General features: G+C 57.2%; 1 rRNA gene. It reads left to right on the forward strand.

The window, feature by feature from the left end:
- A 23S ribosomal RNA gene (locus ABZ249_RS31865) occupies positions 1–1,172 on the forward strand; the annotation flags it as partial.
- Positions 1,173–1,199: the final 27 nt, after the last annotated feature.

The following is a 1,199-nucleotide window of genomic DNA, read 5'->3' on the forward strand; positions in this document are numbered from 1 at the left end:
GGAGCTGGGTGGGGTCGCAGATAGCGGGGGGAAGCGACTGTTTATTAAAAACACAGGTCCGTGCGAAGTCGTAAGACGCTGTATACGGACTGACGCCTGCCCGGTGCTGGAACGTTAAGAGGACCGGTTAACGGGGTTCGCCCTGTGAAGCTGGGAATCCAAGCGCCAGTAAACGGCGGTGGTAACTATAACCATCCTAAGGTAGCGAAATTCCTTGTCGGGTAAGTTCCGACCTGCACGAATGGCGTAACGACTTCCCCACTGTCTCAACCATGGGCCCGGTGAAATTGCACTACGAGTAAAGATGCTCGTTTCGCGCAGCAGGACGGAAAGACCCCGGGACCTTCACTATAGCTTGACATTGGTGTTTGGGATGGTTTGTGTAGGATAGGTGGGAGCCGGTGAAACTGCCACGCTAGTGGTGGTGGAGGCGTTGGTGAAATACCACTCTGACTGTTTCGGGCATCTAACCTTGGGCCGTGATCCGGTTCGGGGACAGTGTCTGGTGGGTAGTTTAACTGGGGCGGTTGCCTCCCAAAGAGTAACGGAGGCGCCCAAAGGTTCCCTCAGCCTGGTTGGTAATCAGGTGTTGAGTGTAAGTGCACAAGGGAGCTTGACTGTGAGACGGACGTGTCGAGCAGGAGCGAAAGCTGGGACTAGTGATCCGGCACCGGCGTGTGGAAGCGGTGTCGCTCAACGGCTAAAAGGTACCCCGGGGATAACAGGCTGATCTTCCCCAAGAGTCCATATCGACGGGATGGTTTGGCACCTCGATGTCGGCTCGTCGCATCCTGGGGCTGGAGTTGGTCCCAAGGGTTGGGCTGTTCGCCCATTAAAGCGGCACGCGAGCTGGGTTTAGAACGTCGTGAGACAGTTCGGTCCCTATCCGCTGTGCGCGTTGGAGACTTGAGAAGGGCTGTCCCTAGTACGAGAGGACCGGGACGGACGAACCTCTGGTGTGCCAGTTGTCCTGCCAAGGGCATGGCTGGTTGGCTACGTTCGGGAGGGATAACCGCTGAAAGCATCTAAGCGGGAAGCTTGCTTCGAGATGAGGTCTCCTGCCTCCTTTGAGAGGGTAAGGCTCCCTAGAGACGATGGGGTTGATAGGCCGGGTGTGGAAGCCCTGTGAGGGGTGGAGCTGACCGGTACTAATAGGCCGAGGGCTTGTCCGCTGCAGATAATTGGGTGCTCGCGCATAC

The sequence above is a fragment of the Nocardiopsis sp. NPDC006139 genome, from assembly GCF_040614155.1.
GTDB classification, from domain to species: domain Bacteria; phylum Actinomycetota; class Actinomycetes; order Streptosporangiales; family Streptosporangiaceae; genus Nocardiopsis; species Nocardiopsis changdeensis.